General features: G+C 68.5%; 18 protein-coding genes. 13 read left to right on the top strand and 5 right to left on the bottom strand.

Features of this window, described 5'->3' with window-relative positions:
• Window positions 1–40: 40 nt before the first annotated feature.
• Complete coding sequence (locus DFW101_RS15415; RefSeq protein WP_009182454.1) at window positions 41–1,597, top strand: DHA2 family efflux MFS transporter permease subunit; 1,557 nt, start codon at window positions 41–43, stop codon at window positions 1,595–1,597.
• A gap of 317 nt (window positions 1,598–1,914) precedes the next feature.
• Window positions 1,915–3,114: an iron-containing alcohol dehydrogenase gene (locus DFW101_RS15410; protein ID WP_009182453.1), complete on the top strand. Its 1,200-nt coding sequence runs from the start codon at window positions 1,915–1,917 to the stop codon at window positions 3,112–3,114.
• On the opposite strand, the gene DFW101_RS15405 is transcribed toward DFW101_RS15410, so the two are convergent.
• The 4 genes from DFW101_RS15405 to DFW101_RS15390 all read right to left on the bottom strand — a co-directional run bounded on the left by DFW101_RS15405 (window position 3,111) and on the right by DFW101_RS15390 (window position 8,363).
• Window positions 3,111–3,923 (bottom strand): lytic transglycosylase domain-containing protein, encoded by an 813-nt coding sequence (locus DFW101_RS15405; RefSeq protein WP_009182452.1) that lies wholly within the window; start codon window positions 3,921–3,923, stop codon window positions 3,111–3,113. The two genes, DFW101_RS15410 and DFW101_RS15405, sit on opposite strands and share 4 nt — an antisense overlap.
• Before the next feature lie 64 nt (window positions 3,924–3,987).
• Entirely contained in the window at window positions 3,988–5,631 is a 1,644-nt protein-coding gene (locus DFW101_RS15400) for an FmdE family protein (RefSeq protein ID WP_009182451.1), read from the bottom strand.
• Window positions 5,632–5,689: 58 nt separating this feature from the next.
• The gene (locus DFW101_RS15395; protein ID WP_009182450.1) at window positions 5,690–6,154 is read right to left on the bottom strand and encodes a MarR family winged helix-turn-helix transcriptional regulator; all 465 of its coding nucleotides are present in this window, start codon (window positions 6,152–6,154) and stop codon (window positions 5,690–5,692) included.
• 121 nt (window positions 6,155–6,275) lie between these two features.
• Entirely contained in the window at window positions 6,276–8,363 is a 2,088-nt protein-coding gene (locus DFW101_RS15390) for a molybdopterin-dependent oxidoreductase (RefSeq protein ID WP_009182449.1), read from the bottom strand.
• 270 nt (window positions 8,364–8,633) lie between these two features.
• Here DFW101_RS15390 and DFW101_RS15385 point away from each other — a divergent pair, with 270 nt between their 5' ends.
• The 4 genes from DFW101_RS15385 to DFW101_RS15370 all read left to right on the top strand — a co-directional run bounded on the left by DFW101_RS15385 (window position 8,634) and on the right by DFW101_RS15370 (window position 10,579).
• On the top strand, window positions 8,634–9,215 hold the full coding sequence (locus DFW101_RS15385) for a 4Fe-4S binding protein (protein WP_009182448.1): 582 nt from the start codon (window positions 8,634–8,636) through the stop codon (window positions 9,213–9,215).
• A complete protein-coding gene (locus DFW101_RS15380) occupies window positions 9,212–9,718 on the top strand; it encodes a 4Fe-4S dicluster domain-containing protein (RefSeq protein WP_009182447.1) in 507 nt (168 codons plus the stop codon). The genes DFW101_RS15385 and DFW101_RS15380 overlap by 4 nt, the downstream gene beginning before the upstream one ends.
• Before the next feature lie 211 nt (window positions 9,719–9,929).
• The gene (locus DFW101_RS15375) at window positions 9,930–10,256 is read left to right on the top strand and encodes a type II toxin-antitoxin system RelE/ParE family toxin (protein WP_009182446.1); all 327 of its coding nucleotides are present in this window, start codon (window positions 9,930–9,932) and stop codon (window positions 10,254–10,256) included.
• Window positions 10,253–10,579, top strand: coding sequence for an addiction module antidote protein (locus DFW101_RS15370; protein WP_009182445.1), 327 nt, complete (start codon window positions 10,253–10,255; stop codon window positions 10,577–10,579). The genes DFW101_RS15375 and DFW101_RS15370 overlap by 4 nt, the downstream gene beginning before the upstream one ends.
• A gap of 94 nt (window positions 10,580–10,673) precedes the next feature.
• On the opposite strand, the gene DFW101_RS15365 is transcribed toward DFW101_RS15370, so the two are convergent.
• Window positions 10,674–11,231, bottom strand: a complete 558-nt coding sequence (locus tag DFW101_RS15365; protein ID WP_009182444.1) for a hypothetical protein — start codon at window positions 11,229–11,231, stop codon at window positions 10,674–10,676.
• A 601-nt stretch (window positions 11,232–11,832) separates the two neighbouring features.
• Here DFW101_RS15365 and DFW101_RS15360 point away from each other — a divergent pair.
• The 7 genes from DFW101_RS15360 (at window position 11,833) to DFW101_RS15330 (ending at window position 20,737) form a co-directional block, all read left to right on the top strand.
• Window positions 11,833–12,987, top strand: a complete 1,155-nt coding sequence (locus DFW101_RS15360) for a sulfite exporter TauE/SafE family protein (RefSeq protein ID WP_009182443.1) — start codon at window positions 11,833–11,835, stop codon at window positions 12,985–12,987.
• Between the two features lie 60 nt (window positions 12,988–13,047).
• Window positions 13,048–13,590, top strand: a complete 543-nt coding sequence (locus DFW101_RS15355; RefSeq protein WP_009182442.1) for a hypothetical protein — start codon at window positions 13,048–13,050, stop codon at window positions 13,588–13,590.
• Window positions 13,591–13,757: 167 nt separating this feature from the next.
• Window positions 13,758–14,690 (top strand): phosphate/phosphite/phosphonate ABC transporter substrate-binding protein, encoded by a 933-nt coding sequence (locus DFW101_RS15350; protein WP_009182441.1) that lies wholly within the window; start codon window positions 13,758–13,760, stop codon window positions 14,688–14,690.
• The gene (locus tag DFW101_RS15345; RefSeq protein WP_009182440.1) at window positions 14,687–16,825 is read left to right on the top strand and encodes an ATP-binding protein; all 2,139 of its coding nucleotides are present in this window, start codon (window positions 14,687–14,689) and stop codon (window positions 16,823–16,825) included. Before DFW101_RS15350 ends, DFW101_RS15345 begins: the two co-directional genes overlap by 4 nt.
• A 5-nt stretch (window positions 16,826–16,830) precedes the next feature.
• Window positions 16,831–17,202, top strand: coding sequence for a response regulator (locus DFW101_RS15340; protein WP_009182439.1), 372 nt, complete (start codon window positions 16,831–16,833; stop codon window positions 17,200–17,202).
• Window positions 17,180–19,669: a PEP/pyruvate-binding domain-containing protein gene (locus DFW101_RS15335; RefSeq protein WP_009182438.1), complete on the top strand. Its 2,490-nt coding sequence runs from the start codon at window positions 17,180–17,182 to the stop codon at window positions 19,667–19,669. Before DFW101_RS15340 ends, DFW101_RS15335 begins: the two co-directional genes overlap by 23 nt.
• A 6-nt stretch (window positions 19,670–19,675) precedes the next feature.
• Window positions 19,676–20,737, top strand: a complete 1,062-nt coding sequence (locus tag DFW101_RS15330) for a protein-tyrosine phosphatase family protein (protein WP_009182437.1) — start codon at window positions 19,676–19,678, stop codon at window positions 20,735–20,737.
• The last annotated feature ends 40 nt before the right edge of the window (window positions 20,738–20,777 follow it).

Raw genomic sequence — 20,777 nt, 5'->3', positions numbered from 1 at the left:
CGAAACCCTGTACGGAACGTTTGCAAGGACCCGGGGTACCATGGCGGAACAAGCGCCCAACAAATGGCTCATCACCCTGGCGGTGATGGTCCCGACCCTGATCGAGATCCTCGACACCTCCATCGCCAACGTGGCCCTGGGGCACATCCAGGGGAGCCTGTCCGCCGGCCAGGACGAGGTGACCTGGGTGCTCACCTCCTATCTCGTCTCCAACGCCATCGTCATCCCCATAAGCGGCTTTCTGTCCAAGCTCTTCGGCCGGCGCAATTACCTGCTCCTCTCGGTTGCGGTCTTCACCATCGCCTCCATGCTGTGCGGACTGGCCACCAGCCTTGGCATGCTGATCTTTTTCCGCATCGTCCAGGGGATCGGCGGCGGCGGGCTCCAACCCATGTCCCAGGCCATTTTGCTCGAAGCCTACCCGCCGCACGAGCGCGGGCTGGCCATGGCCATCTTCGCCATGGGCGCGGTCCTCGGGCCCATCCTCGGGCCGCTTCTCGGCGGCTACATCACGGACAACTATTCCTGGCGCTGGATATTCAACATCAACGTGCCGGTCGGCATCGCGGCCATCGGGCTCATCTGGCTCTACATCAAGGACCCGGGCTACCTGGTCCGGCGAAAGGCCGGCGACACGGTCGACTACATCGGCCTGGCCCTTTTGAGTGTGGGCCTTGGCTGCCTGCAGATCGTGCTCGACAAGGGCCAGCAGGACGACTGGTTCAATTCCGACGCCATCCTGGCTCTGACCGTGGTCGCGGCCGTGTGCCTCGGCGCCTTTCTCGTCTGGGAGCTGCGCACCAAGGCGCCCATCGTGGACCTGACCGTCTTTCGGGACCGCAGTTTCGCCACGGGCAACGTGGTCATGTTTTTCGGCTATTTCGCCTTTTTCGGGGCCATTGTCCTCCTGCCCCTCTATCTGCAAAACCTGATGGGCTACACGGCCTTTCTCTCCGGCGTGGTCCTTGGCCCGGGCGGGCTCATCATGCTGCTGGTCCTCCCCGTGGTCGGCAAGATGACCCAGAAGATCGACGCCCGGTACCTGCTGTTCGTGGGCCTGCTCATAAGCGCCTATTCGCTTTTTAACATGGCCGGCTTCACCCTCGGCATCGACCTCGGCACGGCCATCACGGCCCGCAACATCCAGGCGGTCGGCATCGCCTTTTTCTTCGTGCCGCTCTCCTACCTGACCATGGCCTACATCCCCAAGGAGGGCATGAACAACGCCTCGGCCGTCTTCAACCTGCTGCGAAACCTCGGCGGCTCCTTCGGCGTGGCCTTCATCACCACCCTCTTGGCCCGCCGGGCCCAGTTCCACCAGGCCCGGCTGATCGAGAACCTGACGCCCTACGACCTGTCCTACCAGACGGCGCTTGAGGGCATCAAAGCCTATCTGGCGCCCAAGGTCCAGGGGGTCTACGACGTCGGCCAGATGGCCGGGGCGGCCCTCTACAAGCTCATGCTCCAGCAGGCCAACGCCATGGCCTTCTACGACGTGTTCCACGCCCAGGGGATGCTTTTCCTCGGCTTGGCCGCGCTCATGTGGATCATGAAAAAACCGCCCATGGGCTCCAAGATGCCCGAAGGCCTGCATTAGGCAGGCCTTTTTCAGGGCCTTTGCGCCCTCCCGCCGATACCGCGAGCAGCCTGGGTCAATAGTTCCCTGGTACCGGCTAACCTGTTTCCTTCTTACCCATCGCCGGATTCAGCCGGCCCGGGCCGGCTGGCGGGACGCTTCCCGGCCGCGTTTCCTATTCCCCCCTGCCGCGCGGGGTGATTTTGCCCACCCGGGACGCGGCCGCCGCGGCTGCGGCCCGCCCGCCCGGTTCCAAACCCCGCTGGCACGGGATTTGATGCGAAAGCCTCCGGGCGACGCGCCCATAAGCGCCGCGAACCGTAACCAGGGAGGCGGAAATGGGTGGCTGGGAAGGAAAAGTCGACATCCACCGGATATTTGTCCTGCAACCGACCCGGCCGCAGACGTTTTTCGGCGTGGGAGCGCTCGCCCGGCTCGACGGCATCCTGGCCGGACTGGCCGCCGCCGGCCGGGACAAGGTGCTCCTGGTCACCGACACCGTGGCCTACCGGGCCAGCGGCGCCTGGGACACGGTCCGGCCCATGCTCGAACGCCACGTGGCCTGGGAGCACTTCGACGGGGTGCGCCCCAATCCCACCTACGCCAACTGCGAGGCCGCGGCCGCCCTCGGCCGGGAACTCGGGGCCACGGCGGTCCTGGCCATCGGCGGCGGCAGCGCCCTGGACACGGCCAAGACGGCGGCCGTGCTCCTGGTCCATCCCCGCAAAAAAGCCTCGGATTTCTACGAAAAAGGGGCGCCCGTCACCGGGGCCCTGCCGCTGGTCGCGGTCAACACCTCCCACGGCACGGGCTCGGAGGTCGGGGCCTTTGCCGTGGCCCAGTCCGACGGCGAGGAAAAGCCGGCCATCCGTTCGCCCCACCTCTACCCGGTCCAGACCATCGAGGACCCGGCCCTCACCGTCTCCCTGCCGGTCAAACTGACCGTGTCCACGGCCATGGACGCCCTGTGCCACGCCCTGGAGGCGGCCACGGCCGTGACCGCCTCGCCCTACTCCATCACCCTGGCCCGGGAAGCCGTGCGGCTGGTAGCCGCCTTTCTGCCGACGGCCATCGTCCAGCCAGGTAACCTCGCCGCCCGCTACTGGCTCATGTACGCCTCGGCCATCGCCGGCATGAGCTTCGACCTCGGCCTTTTGCACGTCACCCACGCCCTGGAACACGCCATGAGCGCGCTCAATGCCGACATCCCCCACGGCGAGGGCCTCGGCATCCTCCTGCCGGCCGTCTTGCGTGAAATCTATCCGGCCGCGCCCGAGGTCCTGGCCGACATCCTGGCCCCCATCGCGCCGGGCCTGGCCGGCCGGCCGGGCGAGGCCGAGACCGCCGTGGCCCGGGTCCGGGAATGGTTGGCGGCCATCGGCCAGCCGGCGACCATGGGGGCCTATTTCACGGGCGTGGACGTGCCGGCGCTGACGCGCATGGCCATGAAGTCCTCGCTGGCGAAAATGCTCTTGCCCCTGGCCCCCATCCGCGTGGACTGCGGCGTGGTGGAGCGGATCTTCCAGCATTCGCTCTAAGACGCCGGCCCGGGACGGACCGGCCGCCGGACCTCCTTCTTTCCGGGTTTGGACTTGGCTTTGGCCTTGGCGGGCGGCGCTTTGGGCGCGAGCCCGGGGTGGCTTTCCTGGAGCATGGCGAAGCGGGTCATGATGCGGGCCACGTAGGTGCGGGTCTCGGCGATGTTGGGGATGCCGCCGGAGCGGGCCACGGTTTCGGGCCCGGCATTGTAGGCGGCCAGAGCCAGCTGGATGTCGCCGAAGCGGCTGATGAGCGCGCGAAGGAACTTGGCGCCGGTGGTGACGTTGCGCTCCGGGTCGAAGGGGTCGGCCACGCCGTAGGTGGCCTGGGTGTCGGGCATGAGCTGCATGAGGCCGGCCGCGCCCTTGGGCGAGACGGCCGAGGCCGAGAACCGCGACTCCTGCTCGATGACCGCGTAGAGGAGTTCCGGAGCCAGGCCGTAGATCCGGCTCTTGTTCCGGACCAGGTCCAGGAGCGGCCCGGACTCGATGACCGGGGGAAAGCCCGAGGGACCGAGCGGGGCCGTGGCCATGCGGGCGTAGTCCCGGGTCGCGTCGCGGATCCAGTCGTCCTTGCGGTTTTGGGAAACCGCGCCAAGGTCCCGGAGCTTTTTCCTGATGGCCGGGAAACCGAGGTGCGGGTCCGACGGCCCCTCGTAGAGGAGGACGTAGTGCGCGTCGAGCTTTTCCTCACTCAGGTGCACGAGGCCGTAGTCGTCCTCGTAGCCGTACAGGGTGTAGGCGTCGGCGGGGAAAGGCAGCAGAAAGAGGGCCCCGGACAGCAGGGCCGGGAGAAAACGTCTTGGCATCGCGCCTCCGGCGGGATCGGCCATCCTCCCATAGGACGGCCGACCCGGCCGGTCAAGGGGCGGTCTATTTCCCGAACGGGCACTTCGGGTAGGTGCAGGCCCGGCAGGACAGGCACATGGACCCTTCGGCCAGCCCGGCCATATCCCGGCGCGTGAGCTTCAGACCCGAAAGGACCCGGGGCAGGAGCAGATCGAAGCTCGTGGTCTTGTGGAAAAGGGCGCAGGCCGGCACGCCGATGACATCGGCCCCGCCCACCCGGCCGACAAGGGCCATGGCCCCGGGCAGGACCGGCATGCCGTGGACGGCGTCGCAAAGGCCGGCGTCGTCGAGACCAAGGCGCGTCACGTCGTCCGGGTCCACGGACAGGCCGGCCGTGGTGACGATCAGGTCCGCGCCGGCGAAAAGCAGTTCGGCCACGGCCGCGGCCACGGCCGCCCGGTCGTCCGGCACCTTGCGGCAGGCCACGACCGCGCTTCCGAGGGCCTCGACCTTGGACCGGACCACCGGCTCGAACTTGTCCTCGATCAGCCCGGAATAGATCTCCGTGCCCGTGACCAGGACCCCGGCCCGGGCCTGCCGCAGCGGCCGGATGACAAAAAGCGGCCCCTCGGCCAGGACGTGCATGGCGGCCTCGAAGACGCGGCGCGGCAGGTAGAGCGGGATGGCCCGGCAGCCGGCCACGGCCTTGTCCGCCTCGACCACCAGATGCGACTGGCGCGAGGCGCACATGACGCCCTCGATCATGTTAAATGCCGTGAGGCGCTCGCGGTCGATGGTGAAAAGGCCGCCCGAAACGGCCATAAGCTCCACCTTGCCCTCGCGCGGCGGCCCGGACGGCACGAGCCCCGGCCCGCACATGGCCTCGGCAAAGGCCAGGGCCGCCTCGTTTTCGTGGACAAATTCGCCGAGCGGCTCGGACAGGTCCTCCACGTAGACGTTGTTGCGGCCCATGGTCTGGAGCCGGCAGACGTCCCCGGCCGTGATGTCGGCCCCGGCCGCGACGGCCACGGCCTTGGACGTGCCCGGCACGATCCGGGTCATGTCGTGGAGGGCCCGCCGGCCGGCGGCCGCGTCCAGGGGCACGGCCCGCAGTTTCGGCGTCTCGCTCTCGCGCAGGTAGGGCGCCTCGCCGGCGCAGCCCCGGCAGATGGCCCCGTCGGCCGCGGGGTAGCCCTCGTGGCAGACCGGACAGACGCCGATGGCCCCCATGTGGGACTTGGCCACGAAATCCGGCCGCAGCCGGACCTTGGCCACCCGGCAGAGAGCCCGGCCGCCGGCCTTGATCTCGGCGAAAAGCCTGGTCCGGTCCTGCTCCTTTTTCGGCTTGGTCTTCAGATACCAGGCGTGGATTTCCGGCCAGGCCTGCAAATGGGCCGGATCGAGCCAGACCCGGTACCCTTCGCCCGTGAACTTGTCGTAGAGGGACAAGGCGTAGCGGCCGAGGTTCAGAACCCGCATCCAGCCGTTGCCGTAGCTCGGCGGGGTCAGGATCTGGACCGCGTCGGGCAGGCATTTCTTGGTCTCCACCACCGCGTCGAAAAGGGTGCCCTCGGGCAGAAAGGCCCGGGCCGCGTCCACCATGTAGCCGCCGAGGATGAGCCCGGGCGCGGGGTTGCCGTGGAAGGCCGCGGCCACGTCCAGGAACTCCTCGAAGGTGTAGGGGCCGATGGCGCTGTCGGAGCGAACCTGTTCGGTCAAATTTGACATGCAAAACCTCGCAACACTACGCCCGGGTCGGCGGCCGCCGGCAGGCCGGCGGGAACGGTCAGGACACGTTGGCGTAGACGCGGTTGAGGAGCTGTTTGAGGGTCGCGATCTCCTGCCGGGACAGGCCCTGGCAGGCCCTCTCCAGACAGGTGACCCCGAGGTCGAGAAGCTGGTCCTTGAGGGACGTGCCGGCCTCGGTCAGGCGGATGCGGTGGCTGCGGCGATCGGCCGGATCGGGCTCGCGGCTGACCAGCCCCTTGTCTTCCAGGATTTTCAGCAGACGGGTGACGTTGGGCTTGTCCTTGTCGGCGCGGCGGGCCAGTTCCACGGGGGTCTGGCCGTCGGCCTCCCACAGGAGGTTCAGGATGCCCCACTGGTCCACCGTGATGTCCACCCCGGCCTCCTGCAGGAGGGTGTTCCCGAGCAGGCGCAGCCGCAGGGCCGTGCGCACCAGGAGAAATCCCAGGGACTCCCGCAGGGGAAAAGGACGCAGGTCGTCGGCGGTGGGAGGCGTTGCATTCATAGAGCCCTGTTCCTAGCAACCGAACACCCTGCGGTCAACGCCATTTGCCAATTTGCGTGACACTGCCGGACCGGCGGACCACGACGCCCGCGCCGGCCCGGCCGCGCCCCGGGCCCCTGCCTCAGGCCGGACGCACGGTCACGAAGTGCTCCTGCATGCACACGCCGCCGCCGCCCTTGTCCCAGGTGGCCATGCCCCGGGGCATGAGTTCGTTGTCGGCCACGCCCCGGCCCCGGGCCCGGCTTTCCACGGGCAGGGTGTGGCCGAAGCCGTGGACCATGAAGACCGTCTCCGGGTGGATGCCGTCCGTGACCTTGGCCTTGAGGGTGCCGGCGTGGGACCCGTTTCGCACCTCGACCAGCGCTCCGTCGGCGATGCCGAGCTTTGCCGCCTCGCCGGTGTGGATCCACAGCTCGTTTTCCGGCATCTGGGCAAAAAGCAGGGGATTATTCACCGTGTGGCCCTGGGTGTGGAGCCCTATGCGGCCGAAACTGACCCGGTAGCTGCCCTCGGGCGGCACGGCCGGGGCGGCGTACGGCGGCAGGGAGGGCACGCCGTCGGCTTCCAGCTTGGGACTTACGATCTCGATTTTGCCGGTCCCGGTCTTGAAGGTCTTGTCATCGACCGGCCGGTAGAGCGGTCCACCGAGTTTCACCATGCCGGTGGCCTCGAAGTCCCCGAGGGCGACGCCCGTGTCGGCCAGCTGGAACTTCCAGATGTCCTCGATGGAATCGAAATCGAGTTCCTTTATGCCCATGTGCCGGGCCAGATCGCGGTAGATCTCCCAGTCGGCCCGGGTGTCGAACCGGGGATCAAGCGCCCGCTTGCGCACGAAAAAGGACGGCGACACCCCGCTTTTGCCCGCGATCATGGACTCGCGTTCCAGGTACGGCGACATGGGCAGGACCACGTCGGCGTTCCAGGCCGTGTCCGACCAGGAGAAGGTGACGGCGACCAGAAGCTCCAGGTTCTTCCACCGCCGCCTGACGTCGGCCGAGTCCGGGAAGGCCATGAGCGGATCGTGGCGGTGGGCGATGTAGGCCTTGACCGGGTACGGCTCCCCGGATTCGATGGCCTCGAAGGCCAGGTTGACCAGGCCCGGGCCGGCCTCGAAGTGGGTGCGCCCCTCCATCCAGCCCACCCCGTCCACGCGCTTGTCGGCGGGCTTGGGAAAGAGGTCGACCAGGTTTTTGAGGCCCTTTTTGCCGACATGGCCGGGTTTGTTGACCAGGGGCAGGCCGCCCTTGGCCCCGATGGAGCCAAGGAGCGCGTTTATGATGTAGGCCGTGCGGCAGACCGCAAACGAGTCGCCGTAGCGGGCGGTCATCCAGCCCGGGTGCCAGATGACGGCCGGAGCCGCGGCCGCCAGCTGGGCGGCCAGGGAGGCAATGCGGGCGGCCGGCACGCCGGTCTCCCGGGCGGCGAAGTCCGGGCCGTAGGGCGCCACAAAGGCTTTGAGGGCGTCGAGGTCCTTGATCCAGGCCGTGGCGAAGGCCTTGTCGTAGAGGTCCCTGGCCAGCAGCTCGTGGATGACGGCCAGGTTGAACGCATAGTCCGTGCCCGGCCGGACGAGAAAAAAGTTGTCGGCCTTGGCCGCGGTCACCGTGGTCCGAACGTCGATGCAGGTGATCTTGGCCCCGGCCTCTTTCGCGTCGAGGAGGTCGTTGACTTCCTTGACGTTTATGGCCTCGAAGATGTTTCGCGTCTGGAGCACCACATGCTTGCTGTTCTTGTAATCGTAGGCCACGTCCTTGCGGCCGAAGCCGAAAAGCGAGAGGGCCGCGTGCTGGACGTTTCGGGCGCAGGCGCTGTCGTGGTTGCAGTAGTTGGGGCTGCCAAGGGCCTTTAGAAAGGCCCGGTGCATGTCGCGAAAGGGCCCGCCCCGGTCGGAAAGAAGGATCGAACGCGCGCCATGGGCCTCGCGGATGCGGGACAACTCCCCCGCCACGTGGCCGAGCGCCTCGTCCCAGGAAGCCCGCCGCCACTTGCCCTCGCCCCGCTCGCCGGCCCGGATCATGGGGAACTGGGGCCGTTCGTCGTCGGCCACCAGGGCCCCGCCGGCCGCGCCCCGGGCGCAAAGCGCCCCCTTGATGCCGGCGGCATGGGGGTTGCCTTGCAGATGCACCACCCGGTTTCCCTCGACCGTGGCCATCATGGGGCACCGCACGGTGCACATGCCGCAGACGCTGTAGACGCTTTTTCGTTCCATGGCTCACTCCGATCAACGCGGCGTTGCGTTCGTATCGCTTTTTTCCACCGCACACGAAGTAGCAGGAATCCGTGACCCGTGGCAAGGGAAAAGCGTTGTGAAACGAGGCGCATGGATATAAGAGAATCACGCCGTCCGGGACGGATGTTTGTGAAGGTGGGAACTTGTGCCCCGGGCCGTTGACAAGGGGGCCGGAAACACGTTTAGACTGGGTCAAAGAGATCCAAACGTCCCGGACGCAAGCGGCCGACGGCCGCGGGAGGCCACGGCGTGACCCTTACCAGACTGTTCAGCGAGGCGGCCGTCGGCCTCAAAAGCCTGCTCGTCGGGCTCGGCATCACCGGCCGGGCCATGGCCCGGCCGTCGGTCACGGTGCTCTATCCGAAACGGGAAGTGGGCAACCTCGACACCTACCGGGGCCACGTGGAGCTTGTCGGCAAGGACGGCGAACCGGCCGTGCCCCGCTGCATCGCCTGCGGGGCCTGCGTGCGGGCCTGTCCGTCCCAGTGCCTGGCCGTGGCCTGCCCCATCGGCGGCGGCAAGCCCGGACCGGAAGGCCGGTCGGCCGCGGAACTGGCCGGGGAGCTCATCCCCGAGGTCGAGACCATGGGCCCGGCCCCGCAAAAGGGGTGCAAGACGCCGGGCGCTTTCGTCTACGACTATTCGCTGTGCAGCCTGTGCGGCCAGTGCGTCAAAGCCTGCCCCGTGGATTCGCTGCGCTTTTCCCGCCACGCCTATTTCATCGGCACCCGCCGCCAGGACTTCCGCCTGGACCTGTTGACGCGCCTTCGCCGCCAGGCCCTGGCCACGGCCCCGACGCCCGCCGACCGCCCCATGAAGGAGCCCGCATGAGCAAGTACATGATCCAGCTCGACAAGAAGCGCTGCATTTCCTGCCACGCCTGCGAGGTGCACTGCCAGGTCAAAAACGCCGTCCCGCCCTCGGCCAAGCCCGGCAAGCTCGTGACCGTCGGCCCGGACATGGTCAAGGGCAAGCCGCGCCTGCTCAATCTCTACATGTCCTGCTACCACTGCGAGCGGCCCTGGTGTGTGCCGGCCTGCCCGACCGGAGCCATGGCCCGGCGCGAGGAAGACGGCGTGGTCTATGTGAAGGAAGAGCTGTGCGTGGGCTGCAAGGCCTGCATCCAGGCCTGCCCCTGGCGCATCCCCCAGTGGAACGAGGCCACGGGCAAGGTGGTCAAGTGCGACTACTGCCGCGACCGCATCGACGCCGGCCTCGACCCGGCCTGCGTCACCGGCTGCACCGCCCACGCCCTGACCTTCCAGCGCCCAGACCGCCCCACCCCGGACGAACGCGACACCTACGGCAAACGCCTGCTCCTGCGCCAAGGCTAGGTAAGCGAAGAGAAGAATCGGGGGGAACGCTTTTGAAAAGCGTTCCCCCCGAACCCCCTTCGAAACAAAGGGAGGACCGGGCTGGCGGCTCTTGGGCTTCTGGCCTTTTCTCCGTGCGAAAGGCTCTCCTTCTTTTGGGGACGAGGGCGGCAGAGCTACGGCCGGGGACGACCGCCCTTGACCGACTGTGACTTAAAAGTTACAGTCTTTCATGCTCGACGTCCGCCGCTACCAGACCGAAGACGGCCGGGAGCCAATCACGGAGTGGCTGGCCCGGCTCAAAGACCTTCGGGCCCGGGCGCGCATCCTGGTCCGGGTGGACCGCCTCAAAGCCGGCAACTTCGGCGACTGCCGGGCGGTGCGGGAAGGAGTTTCGGAACTGCGGATCGACTACGGCCCGGGCTACCGTCTCTATTTCGGCAAAATCGGCCGGACCGTCATCCTGCTTCTGTACGGCGGCGACAAGGACACGCAACCAGTGGACATCGACCGGGCTGTAGTCTGCCTGGCCGATTTTAAAAGAAGGGTAGGCTCATGAAAAATCTGGCCCAGGCCAGCGGCAGCCACGACGAAGCCCTGGTGCGGGAACTTCGTGCCGACCCGGCGCTGGCGGCCGAGTACCTGCAAGCCGCCATGGAAGATACCGACGAACCGGCCGTGCTTCTCATCGCCCTGCGCCACGTCTCCGAGGCCTGCGGCATGGCCGAAGTGGCCAGGGAAGCCGGCATTAAACGGGAAAGCCTCTACCGCGCCCTCTCGCCGTCCGGCAACCCGACCCTCAAGACATTGACCGCTGTGCTGCGGGCGGTCGGCCTGCGGCTGGCCGTGGCGCCCAGCCACGACATGGCCTGCACCGGCTGACGGGTACAGGACAAGAAAGAAGACTCGGGGGAAACGCTTTTCCTAAGCGTTTCCCCCGAACCCCCTTCGAAACAAAAGGGGGAACCGGGTCGGGTCAGCAGTCGGATTTTTGGACGGAACCGGCCGGGGCTGGCTGTGTCTCGGCGGCGGGCGTCTTTGCCGCCTCTTTTTTTTCCGAAACGGGCGCATGGTCCAAGCCGGCCGGCCCATCCGCCGCTGCGGCCGTCTCCGGAGCGGGCGGCGCGGCCTTGGGCTTGCCGGAAAGCGTCAGGGCGGCCTGGGCCAGGACCGCGTCCGCGAAACGCGCGCGGTTGGGATAGTGCATGGCCGCAAGAAACTCCCGCACGGCGTCGAGGCCCGGACAGACGGTGACGTACTCCTGCCGGCCGGCGATGTCCTCGGTCTCGGGGTAGGACACCACGTAATAGACGAGGAAGCGCCCGGCCCGGGTCTGGAAAACGGCCAGAAGCTCCACCCGGCCGGCCCGGGGCGGCATGAGTCCGTCGGGTTCGACCTCGCGGCGGAAAACGGCCAAGAGCCTGCCGGTCACGGTCACGGCGGACCCGTTTCGGGCCAACCGGAACTTTTTGACTTTCCCGAAAAGCTTTTCGCCCAGGTCCTTTTCGTTTTTCGGCCGCAGCAAACGGAGCATCGACGGGAGCCTCCACAGGCGGGAACTGGCCGCGGACCGGGTCCGCGGCGCAGGGGATATAGCCCGGCCCGGGCCGGGGGTCAAAAGGAAAGCGGGCCGCATAATCCTTGCCAGGCCCGCCGCTTTGGGCCATAAGACGGCTGTCGGGCCGGGTGGCTCGGAAAAAGGGCGTGGCCGGCGGCGGCGACGCCCTTTTTTAGGGCCTGACTTTGTGAAAAAAAGAACAATCTCCGGCCGCCATTTCTCCCCGTTTGCCCCCCTTTTCCGCCGGCATTGCGAAAAACAGAACAATTGCAACTCGTTCTTGACATTGCCACGCGCCGATGCTCTACCCTGGCCTGAAGGCTTCGCCACTGCGTGACGCCGAGCCCCGCGGCTGGCGCCCACAGGTACAGGCGGTCCCGAAAGCCCGGCGAGACAGGACGGAACGTTCCGCTCCCAGGGCCGCAACGGGACCAGGCCACGGTATGCACGGTTTTTTGCGGCGGCAGGCATGGTGCCTCCCCGCAGTTGGCTTGAACCGTACGCCCGCCCGATCCGCAAGACCCGGGCGGCCCGTACCCGCAACAGACGTTTCCCCCGCAACCCAAGGAGGCCCCTGGTGAAACACTGGAAGCTGACCCTGCCCCTGGGGCTTATGGCCCTCATCGTCCTGGCCCTGTGGACCCATCCGGCTTTTGCCGACAAGCTGGCCGACGCCATCGCCAAGGCCCCCCTGGGCGGCGAACCGGGCCAGATCGACCCGACCAAGCCGCTGGGGTTCCTCGGCATTCCCGGGGCCCCGGTCGTCAATCCCATCCTGGCCTTCTGCTGGGCCGTGTGGGTCGGCTGGATCTTCTCCACGGTCGGCGCCTTCGGCGGCGTCATGGCCGGCGTCGGCCACATGAGCGTGTTCGGCTTCGGCTCCTATGCCGGCGGCTTCAAGAAGACCGCGCCCGACCTCGGCAAGGTCGTCACCGACTCCATCAAGGCCTCCAACCAGTTCCTGGTCGGCCTGTCCGCCGCCATCAGCTCGTTTAACTACCTGAAGATGAAGCGGCTCGTCCTGCCCCTGGCCATCAGCCTCGGCCTCGGCTCCCTGATCGGCGCCTGGGGCGCCCAGGAACTGTCCGCCGGCAAGCTCGATTTCAAGTCCTACCAGGGCTACTTCGGCCTGTTCGTCCTCTTGCTCGGCGCCTGGCTCTTCTACGAGACCACCCCGGCCGGCCAGTCCAAGAAGCAGACCGCCAAAAAGGCCGCCCGCGCCTTCGAGGACGCGGCCAAGAAGATGCGCAGCGGCGAGGCCGTGGACGCGTCCAACATCGGCCTGCATATAAACCAGTTCACCCTGACCACCTGCGCCTTCACCTTCTACGGCGTGCCCTTCAAGTTCAATCCGCTGATCCCGTTCCTCGGCGGCGTGGTCATCTCGGCCGTGGCCGCCTTCCTCGGCGTCGGCGGCGGCTTCCTGCTCGTCCCGTTCCTGACCAGCGTGACCCAGCTGCCCATGTACCTGGCCGCCGGCACCTCGGCCCTGGCCGTGCTGGTCGGCATGGTCACAAGCATCATCACGCTGCTTGGCAAGGGAACGCCCATCGAATGGCACTTCATCGGCCTGGAGCTGGCCGGCGTGGCCGTCGGCTCGATCATCGGCCCCATGACCTCCAAGTACTTCTCCGACGTGTGGCTCAAGCGCCTTTTCATCGTGCTGGCCCTCTACGTCGGCGTGGGCTACCTGCTGGCCGGCTTTTTCAACTACAAGCTGCCCGGCGTCTAGGCCGGACGCTGTCTGGACACGGCTCCCCCTCCCGTCGTATCGGGACGGGGAGCCTTTTTCATGATGGACACCCTCCTCCTCGACATCTTCCTGGCCTGCGATGCCCTGCTCGTGGCCCCCTTCCGGCTCGTGCCCGACCCGGCCGCCGGGTTTCTCTGCGGCATGGCCACCCTGGCCGTGGCCGCGGCCGTCCTCGGCCGCCTGTGCGTGGCCGGGCTTGCCCGTCTCCACCGGGCGCGGCGGGAGCGGGAGGAAGGCGAGACCAGAAAGCACCACGAGCTGTCGCTTCGGGCCTTGCAGGCCGGGGACAAGACCGCCTACCAGGCCTCCAACCGGCTGGCCCGGGAGGCCTACGGCAACGCCATGGCCCTGGCCGCCGGCCGGGCGGCGGCGCTTTTATGGCCGGCCTGCGCCGTCCTGGCCTGGGCCGGCTGGCGTTTTGCCGGCGTGCCCCTGCCCCTGGTCGGGGAAGCGGCCGGACCGGCCGCCTTTTTCATCCCCGCCTACCTCCTGGCCCAGTGGGGGCTCTCGCGCCTCTTGCGCAAGCCGCCCGCCCGCCGGGACGCCCCGCCCGCCGACCTGCCCCCCTCCCCGTTCGGCTAGGGCTGGGTCCCCCCAAAGAACATATCCCTATCTTTCCAGAAAATATAACTATTCAAGTGTATTGTTCTTGAAATCCGCAGCGGCGGATTTCGAGGGCCCACCCGGCCCACCCTTTCCAGTCCGGCCGAAGTGGCGTAACCTTGGCCGGCAAAGCACAGGGGCGGACCATGCGGCGACGGGATTTTCTGGGGAGCCTTTTTCTGCTGCCGGTCCTGGCCGGCTGCGGCCGGGACGAGGACGCCCGGCACGTGGACCTGTCGCGCCGGGAGGAGCCGGCCCGACGCCTGCCGTCCAAAGCCGTCACCTACGCCTATCTGCCCCAGTACGCCCACACCGTCTCCTACGAACGCCACCGTCTGCTCCTGGCCTACCTCGGCCGGGCGGCCGGCCTGACCCTGCGCCAGGTCTTTCCCGACACCTTCGAGGAGCACGTCCGCATGGTGGACCGGGGCGAGATCGACATCTCCTTTTCCAACCCCTTTGCCTACATCCGCATGGCCCGCTCCGGGGCCCGGGCCTTTGCCCGCATCATCGAGCCCTCGGGCAAGCCCGACTTCCGCAGCCAGATCATCTGCCGCCGCGATAACCAAAACCTCCTGACCCTGGCCGATTGCCGCGGCAAGCGCTGGATGGCCGTGGACCCGTCCTCGGCCGGCGGCTACCTCTATGCCCTGGGCGAATTCCTGGACAACGGCATCCGCCGCCGGGACTTCGCGGAGATCACCTTCGCCCCGGGCCCGGGCGGCAAGCAGGAGAAGGTGGTCCTGGCCGTCTACGCCGGGACCTGCGACCTGGGTTCCATCCGCGACGGCACCCTGGACATCCTGCGCGGCACCATCGACCTCGGCCAGATCCGGGTCCTGGCCGAGAGCAAGTCCTACCCCGGCTGGGTCTACGCCGCCCGGGCCGGGTTCCCGCCCGAGGTCACGGGCCGCATCGCCGAGGCCATGTTCGCCCTGGACGCGTCCCGGCCGGACCATGAGCGGATCCTGCGGACCGCCGGCATGCGCGGCATCATCCCGGCCGTGGACGCCGATTACGACTCGGTCCGGACCCTGGCCGAAAAGCTCGGCCTCGACGTCATCGAGGACGCCGAATGATCCGCCCCCCCCGCCTCCTGCGCCTGGCGGGGGCGCGGCTGGCCCGCCTGACGGGCCTGTCCTGCCTGCCGCGCTTTCCGAGCCTGTCGCGCCTGAGCTTTCGGACCAAGATCAACTGCGGCATCGTGCTCATCGTCGGGCTCGTGAGCATACCGCTGGCCTACCTGACCTGGCGGGCGGCCGCCCAGTCGCTCCAGGCCGAGACCAGAAAGCGCGGCCTGGTCCTGTCCGAGAATCTGGCCATGCGGGTCTCGGACGCCATGCTGTCCATGGATCTCTTGCGGCTCAAAAACATGGTCGACGAGCTCAGGAAGGTGGACGACATCGTCTACGCCTTCATCCTCGACCGGGACGGCCGGGTGCTGGTCCACACCTTCCGGGACGGCTTTCCGGTGGAGCTGACCGACGCCAACGCCCCGGCCGGCGGCGCGCCCCACATCCAGCTCCTCGACACCGGCCGGGAACTGATCGACGACTTCGCCGCGCCGGTGGTCATCGTGGGCACGCCCTTCGGCACGGCCCGCATCGGGCTCTCGCGCACCAAGGCCGAGGCCGCGGCCGACCGGCTGGCCCTCATGATCGTCTTCTATTCGGCCCTGGCCATGGTGGCGGCGCTGGCCCCGTCGACGCTCTTCGCCCGGCGGGTCACCGAGCGGATAAACCGCTTGAAGATCCACGCCGAGGAGGTGGTCAAGGGCAACCTGGACCTGCGCACCGGCCCCCGGACCGAGGACGCCTGCTCGGCCATCATGGCCTGCGACAAGGCCGCCTGCCCGGCCCACGGCGACCGCGACCGCCGCTGCTGGCTGACGGCCTCCCCGGACCTCTATCGCGACGGCCCGGACTCCTGCCGGGCCTGCCCGGTCTACCGGGAGCAGAAGGGCGACGAGATCCAGGACCTGGCCGAGACCTTCGACGTCATGGCCGTGTCGCTCAAGACCCACCTCGACGAACTGCGCCGGGCCGAGCGGGTGCTCACCCGCCAGGAGCGGCTTTTGCGCACCATCCTCGACGCCACGCCGGACCTCGTCTGCCTTCTGGATGAGCGCCTGACCTACCTGGCCGTCAACCGGGCCTTTGCCACCTTTGTCGGCCGGGACGCCCAGGCCATCGTCGGGGCCACGGACGAGCAGGTCTTCCCGGCCGACGAAGGCGCGGCCATGCACGGCGAAAACAGGCTCGTCCTGACCTCCGGCCGCCCGAGCGACCGCGAGGTGCAGCTGCGCCGGGGCGGGGCCCCGGTCTGGCTCCACGTGGTCCGGGTGCCGGTCACGGACGCGTCCGGCCGGGCCATCGGGCTTTTGCGCACCGCCCGCGACGTCACCCAGCTCAAGCAGTTCCAGGAACAGCTCATCCAGGCCCAGAAGATGGAGTCCCTCGGCAAGCTGGCCGGGGGCGTGGCCCACGAGATCAACACCCCCCTTGGCGTCATCCTCGGCTACTCCCAGCTCCTCCAGGAGGACGTGCCGCCCGACAGCCAGATCCTGGTGGATTTGCAAACCATCGAGAAACAGGCCAAGGTCTGCCGGAAAATCGTGGCCGATTTGCTCGGGTTCTCCCGGCAGGCCGAAAGCGCCAAGATCGAAATGTGTTTCAACAATTCCCTCATGGAGGCCGTCACCCTGGTGCGGCACGCCTTTTCCCTGGACCAGGCGGCCATTGCCACGGACCTCGACGAACGCATGCCCATCATTTACGGCGACCCGGAAAAGCTCAAGCAGGTCTGGATCAACCTGCTGGCCAACGCCCGCGACGCCCTGGACAGGAAGGGCGGCACGCTTCTTGTCCGCTCGCGGCTTTTCGCCGCCGAGCAGAAGGTCACGGCCTGGTTCGCGGACACGGGCCCCGGCATCTCCCCGGACAACCAGAGCCGCATCTTCGACCCCTTTTTCACCACCAAGCCCGTGGGCCAGGGCACCGGGCTCGGCTTGTCCGTGTCCTTTGGCATCATCAAGGACCACGGCGGCACGATCACGGTGGCAAGCCCGGTGCCGGCCGGATTTTTCGACGCCGCCCTCCCGGCCGACGATTCTGGGAACGGGGCCGGGCCGGGCACGGTCTTCACCGTGGACCTGCCCCTGGACCATGAAGAAACCCTCGGCGGCAAAGAGGCCGCCGGTCCCGTGGAGGGATAACGCCCATGGCAGCAATCATCGTGCTCGACGACGTCATCGACGCCGGCGTGGTCATAAAGCGCATCCTCGAACGCAAGGGACACACGGTCGGCGTGTTTACCGAGGAAGAGGAAGCCCTGGCCCATGTGGCCAAAAAGAAGCCGGATCTGGCCATCCTCGACATGAAACTCAAGAAGATGAGCGGCGTGGAAGTGCTCGAGGAGATCAGGAAGCGGTCCCCGGACACCCGGGTCATCATGCTGACGGGCTATCCCACCCTGGAGACGGCCCGGGAATCGGTGCGGCTCGGGGCCTGCGAGTACTGCGTGAAGCCCATCGACAAGGAAGAGCTCGAGCGCAAGGTCGAGGAGGCGCTTGCCGGCCCCCCAAACGGCTGATAGCGGGTTGTTCGTGTTTTCCAAGGAACTCTTTCGACGCTGGACCTACCAGGTTTTCGCCCCGGGCGTGCTCCTTCGCGAGAAGTACAACGCCTTTCGGGAGCTTTTGCGCTTTGACGACGCCTGTCTGGAGCTGATCGCGGCCATCGAGGACATCCACTACGGCCAGGCGGCCGTGGACTGGGCCCGGGTCGTCCATCTGGCCCGCCGGCTGCGGATCTCGGTGGAGGAGATGGTGGCCCGGCTCACGAGGCTCTCCCCGGCCCACCACCTGGACCTGCCGGAATACGCCAAGAAGGTGGATTTCTACGTCCAGATGGCGCTCGATGTGCCGGCCGGGGACATGGCCCCGCCCTTTGTCGTGCCGCTCCCCGAGGTGGCCGGGGACGCGGCCCGGGCCGGGGGCAAGGCCGCCAATCTGGCCCGGGCCGGCCGGCTTGGCCGGGTGGCCGTGCCGCCGGGATTCGTGGTCACCACCGGGGCCTTCCGCTATTTCCTCGAAGCAGGCGAGCTGCGCCCCAAAATCGACCGGTGGCTGCGGCGCGTGGATCTGGCCCGGCCAAACGAGCTGGCCGAGGCGGCCGCCGAGATCCGGCGGCTCATCCTCGGGGCCAGGCTCCCCGACGAGGTGGCCGGGCCGCTGGCCGAAGCCGCCCGGGCCCTGGCCGTCGGCCCGGACGGCGAGCCGCTCCTTCTGGCCGCCCGCAGCTCGGCCGTGGCCGAGGACGGCCGGGCCTCCTTCGCCGGCCAGTACGAGAGCCTCCTCGACGTTCCGCCGGACGAGGCCGCCACGGCCTACCTCCGGGTCGTTGCCGGCAAGTACGCGGCCAAGGCCATCACCTACCGGGTCCTGACCGGCTATGCGGACGAGGAAACGCCCATGGCCGTCCTTTTCCTGCCCATGGTGCCGGCCGTGGCCTCGGGGGTGCTCTACACCCGCGACAGCGCCGACGAGGACGCGCCCATGGCCGCCTATGCCGTGCCGGGCCTCGGCGCGGACCTGGTCGGGGGGGCGACCACGCCCGAGCGCCTGGCCCTGTCCCGCCGGCCGCCCCATATTCTCCTCGACCGCCACACCCTGGACGCTCCGGTCCTGCCCGAGGCCGCGGCCCGGAAGCTGGCCGCCCTGGGACTGGCCCTCGAAAACGCCTTTGAGGCGCCCCAGGACGTGGAATGGGTCCTTGGGCCGGCCGGCGCCCTCACCGTGCTCCAGTCCCGGCCCATGGCCGTGGAGGGCGCACCCGCCGTGGCTCCCCCGCCCCGGCCGGACGTCCCGCCCCTGGTCGTCGGCGGCGGCCGGGCCTCGGGCGGCGCGGCCGCCGGCACCGTGCGCTTTGCCGCCACCGTCCTCGACGTGGCGGACATCCCCCCGGGCACGGTCCTCGTGACCCCGACCCTGCCGCCGGCCCTGGCCCGGGCGGCCGACCGGCTGGCCGCCGTGGTGGCCGTCGCCGGCAGCCGGGCCGGACATTTCGCCTCCGTGGCCCGGGAGCTCGGCCTGCCCGTGGTCACGGGCGTCGAGGACGCCTTCCACGCCCTCGCCGAGGGCGCGGTGGTGACCGTGGACGCCGACGCCGGGGCCGTCTACCCCGGCCGGGTGGCCTCGCTCCTGGCCCGGCCGCGCCAGAACCGGCCGAGCGAGGGCTCGCCCGTGGCCGAGCGCCTCGGCCGGCTGGTGCCGCTCATCGCCGGCCTGACCCTGACCGACCCGGCCTCCCCGGACTTCGCGCCTTCCCGGGTCAAATCCCTCCACGACATCGTGCGCTTCGCCCATGAAAAGGCCGTGACCGAGATGTTCTCCCTGGTCGGCCCCGGGGCGCGCGGCCTGGCCTCGGCCAGAAAGCTCAAAAGCCACCTGCCCATGACCATGTACCTCCTGGACCTCGGCGGCGGGGTGTTCGAGTCCGCGGCCAAGGACAAGGAACTGCGCCCGGACCAGATCCGAAGCGCGCCCATGTGGGCCCTGTGGTCGGGCCTGGCCGCCGACGACACCCCCTGGCCCGAGGGCCCGCCCATCACCGACGACACGGCCTTCGACCAGACCAGCGGCGGCATCTTCGCCAGCGACTCCAAGCATCTGGCCAGCTATGCCGTGGTCTCCGACCTCTACGCCCACGTCATGCTCCGCTTCGGCTACCACTTCACCGTGGTCGACGCCCTGTGCGGCCCGGCCGAAAGCCAGAACTTCGTCAATTTCCGGTTCAAGGGCGGCGGGGCCGGCTACGAGCAGCGCACCCTGCGCCTTTCCTGCGTGCGCCGCATCCTCACCCACTTCGGCTTCACCGTCAGGACCTCGGGCGACCTCCTCGACGCTTCCCTCGCCCGGGTGCCGGAGCACCTGGTCCAGAAGCGGCTGGCCATGCTCGGCTGCCTGCTGGCCGCCACCCGCCTGCTCGACATGCGCCTGTCGGGCGAGGCCGACGCCGACGCCTGGGTGGACCGATTCCTGGCGCGCACGGACCGGTGACCGGCCATGCCGGCAACCTTCCACGCCTACCCCCTGACCTGGGTGACGGGCCACATCGCCGTCGGCGGCGCCCCCATGTCCTACGAGCAGCTCGATTCCCTGAAGGAACAGGGGGTGACGGCCATCCTCAACCTGTGCGCCGAATTCTGCGACCTCCACGACATCGAGGCCGCCTCCGGGTTCGAGGTCCGCTACCTGCCGATCCCGGACGAAAAGGCCCCGGACCTGCCGGCCCTCGAAGGGGCCCTCGCCTGGCTCGACGAGGCCGTCTACCTCGGCAAAAAGGTCCTCATCCACTGCCGCCACGGCATCGGCCGCACCGGCACGGTCTTAAACGCCTACCTCCTGCGCCGGGGCCTGGGCCACAGGCTGGCCGCCAAGGTGCTGCGTCCCCTGCGGGCCAAGCCGGCCAATTTCGACCAGTGGTGGACGATCCGCCGCTACGGCAAGGCGGCCGGCCGGCTGACCGTGCGCGAGCCGAGCCTCGAATCCGGCCGGCGGGTCGATCTGGCCCCGTTTTTAAACGACTACGCCAGACTCGTGGCCACCGCCCGCCTGGCGGCCAAGGGCCTGCCCCGGTGCGGCCGGGACCACGCCCAATGCTGCCGCCGGCCGTTGACCCTCTCCCTGGCCGAGGCCGTGCATGTCAGCCACCGCGTGAACATCGGCCTGCCAAGCGAAGTGCGCCTGACGGTCATGGAGGACGCGGCCGAGGCCTCCCGGGAAATGGCCCGCCTCAACGCCCTCTACGGCGAGGCCAGCCCGCACTGCCTGTCGGCCTGGACGCGGCTTTGTCCGCTGTCCTTCGAGGGCAATTGCCGGATCTTCGCCAACCGCCCGCTCGTCTGCCTGCTTTCCGGCCTGCCGGCCGAGGCGGCCGCCGCCCTGTGGGAGCAGACCCTGGAGCCGGGCCTGGCCGCCCTGTCCCGCCAGATGCTTCTGGCCCTGGCCGGGACCATCGGCGAGGAGACCTTGCCGCGTTTTCCGCTGCCGGACGTGGTGTCCGGTCGCTACGTCTCCTCGGTCTTCAAGTTCCTCCTGGCCAAGGCCGGTCCGTCCGGACGTTGACCCGCCCGGCCCCCCGGGCTACAAGCCGGGGCACAAGTCG

The organism is Solidesulfovibrio carbinoliphilus subsp. oakridgensis, assembly GCF_000177215.2.
GTDB lineage: Bacteria > Desulfobacterota > Desulfovibrionia > Desulfovibrionales > Desulfovibrionaceae > Solidesulfovibrio > Solidesulfovibrio carbinoliphilus.
Note: the sequence above shows the minus strand (reverse complement) of the source record. Positions and strands in the feature narration are given on the sequence as shown.